The organism is Bacillus sp. P4_D3, from assembly GCF_056401855.1.
Genome location: NZ_JBFUIN010000456.1, coordinates 1 through 2,504, shown reverse-complemented (window position 1 = coordinate 2,504; position 2,504 = coordinate 1). Strand labels below are relative to the sequence as shown.

The following is a 2,504-nucleotide window of genomic DNA, read 5'->3' as shown; positions in this document are numbered from 1 at the left end:
CGTTAAATAGGYAAGTCTCGCCCGATCAATTGATTCAGTTTCGTCTATGCCCATTTTTTGATACAATTTTGCAACACAAGAAATTCTTTGTTCTTCTATATCTACTAAACGTGTTGCCACAACAGGATCGTATTTAGCCCAAGCATAAATACCATTCTCAATTTTTTTATCTCGATTAAAACTAATCTGTATTAGCTGTTCTAAAGAGGCATCCTGTTGCTCCATACTTTGAACAATCAGCTTTGTTGCATGTACTTCCCAAAAGTCGAGCATAGAATCTAAAAGCTCTTGATGGTCACGAAAATAGTGATAGAAGCTTCCTTTGCTTATTTTTAGCAATCGAGCAAGTGCTTCAATGCGAACTTTATGTATACCTTCATTAGCTAATTGTTGTAATCCTACTTTTATCCAGTCTTCCCTCGTTAATTGCATATCATCTCTCCAATAAAATACGGTAGCGTATGTTTTACGTTAGATTACTACTATTCTCATTTTTTGTCAATTATTCATTCTGTTTATTTTTATGAACTTTATTTTGTTGTTAATTGTAATATTGATCGTCATCACCCTTGATAAAATACAAGCACATACAAGTTCCAATTAAGTGACCTTAGCTCATTCTTTTTAATAGGAACTGATGGAGGCCTTCTTAAACGGCCGATTAAAGTACAAAGTTTAGATGTTTCACCAGCAGAGCGTATTGACATTATTATTGATTTTTCAAGGTTTGAAGGAAAAAAAGTAGTTTTACAAAATGGAATTGATTTAGATAATCCAACTGGTGAGATAATGGAGTTCCAAGTAACGAAACCATTATCCTGCCCAGATAAAAGTAAAATCCCGTGCATTTTAAGTAACATTGACTTTATTCCATTAGAAAAAGTAAACGTAAAAAAAGTAAGACGATTAACATTAAATGACTCAGAGGATGAATTTGATCGTCTCATGCTTTTATTAGATAATAAAGAATGGGCCGATCCAGTGACAGAAACACCTTTATTTAATTCTGTTGAAATATGGGAGTTATTGAGACTCCCACGACTAAAGTCGCAAGCCCGAATCCTTACGGATTTACGGGTGGGATTCTTGAATGACTAAGCGTTCGCAATCCATTTCTGTTTTGAACAGCCTTCAAGATAAGGGCATCTCATTGCCCCTCCTAAACCAGACCATAWAGGTGCTTAGGCTGATTGACTGTTACCATCAATCACAGTTGCGTAGCGAATATTCATCGCTCCAACGATATCACGATGTGTCTTAAACCCACATGGACACTTGTATTTTCTATCTCGAGCCTTATTCTTTTCAGCACATTTCGGACAACTTTGACTTGTATAAGCTGGATTCACATATTCAATCTGAATACCAGCTATCGTTGCTTTATARGCAATAMATTGTGCYAAACGATAGAATGACCAAGTGTGTAGRTTYTTTTCGTTTTTACGGCTTGTTCTTGCCGTCTGTCTTATATTCGTTAGTTGTTCTAAYCGAATGACAGAAATAYGATTTGCAATCGCAAAATTAATAATTGCACGACTTATTTTRTGATCTTTATCTTGCATCCATCTTTGCTCTTTATMATCCAWTCGCCGAATGGCATTCAYTTTTTTRTCTTTTCCTAACTTCTTACGAACACTACGAAACTTACGCTTCYTATATTTRTTKTKCCTACCAYTYCCAAAGAAACKRACCTTATCATCATCTGTGATTGCTACCGCRGGGACYTTGAGACCTARGTCYACTCCTAAAATTTTCRTYCCTGYYCTTTYATTKRTAGRAAGTGTGACAGATATTTGGGCYATCCACTTATTCGATTTYTTTRTGATRCGAAGTGTACCTAAYTTATGTTTTAACARATYCARATTRCGATTKTTTTTATCGMTTAATAAAGCWCGGAYYTTTAMACGAGTYGAYTTTCCWTTTACCTTMAAYGGGATTGAAATATGAGTGGAGTCAAATGAATAATTTTGATTGTTCCATACACAAACAGGTCTCTTTAAAATCGGAATGATTTTATACTTGCTTTTCTTTACTTTTGTAGCAAATAAGCCTTTCGCGTCTTTAATTGCTTGATTCTTCACCGCACTTGGTATATTCGCTTCAATATCTTTCGTACTTTTTTTCGTACTTTCCTTTGTTTCAACCATTTCMGATAYAAGTGTATTTATAACTTTGATATATTCGTGACTGCTTTGTTCCAATAAACRGATTTGTCCTTTTGTTGGAATCAATTTCACTTTCACTGTTAGGGTCTGTGACATACGTTTCATCCCCTTGTTTTTTGATTTTCAACATCGTGTTCATTTGATACATTTCTAGCAATCATAACAAAATCAGAACGTGTTTATAAACTTTACAACTGCATGAAACGAGGAGGTTTTCCTCTCAAACACTTTGAAACATTCTTCTATCATCATTTATTCTAGTTATATCATTTATTTTCGAAAGATTCCAACAAAAACACCCGAAGAAACTACCTATACTTTGGATACTTAAAGTACCAC

Annotated in this window: 2 protein-coding genes and 1 pseudogene; 1 reads left to right on the top strand and 2 read right to left on the bottom strand. The window is 34.5% G+C overall.

Features of this window, described 5'->3' with window-relative positions:
- On the bottom strand, positions 1-432 hold a 432-nt coding region (locus AC1DTM_RS22655), incomplete at its 3' end, for a TetR/AcrR family transcriptional regulator (RefSeq protein WP_477000935.1).
- A 144-nt stretch (positions 433-576) separates the two neighbouring features.
- On the opposite strand from AC1DTM_RS22655, the pseudogene AC1DTM_RS22650 reads away from it, so the two are divergent.
- Positions 577-1,035: pseudogene (locus AC1DTM_RS22650) on the top strand (multicopper oxidase family protein); the annotation flags it as partial.
- 146 nt (positions 1,036-1,181) lie between these two features.
- Here the strand turns inward: AC1DTM_RS22650 and AC1DTM_RS22645 are convergent.
- On the bottom strand, positions 1,182-2,261 hold the full coding sequence (locus tag AC1DTM_RS22645) for an RNA-guided endonuclease TnpB family protein (RefSeq protein ID WP_477000934.1): 1,080 nt from the start codon (positions 2,259-2,261) through the stop codon (positions 1,182-1,184).
- Positions 2,262-2,504 lie beyond the last annotated feature (243 nt).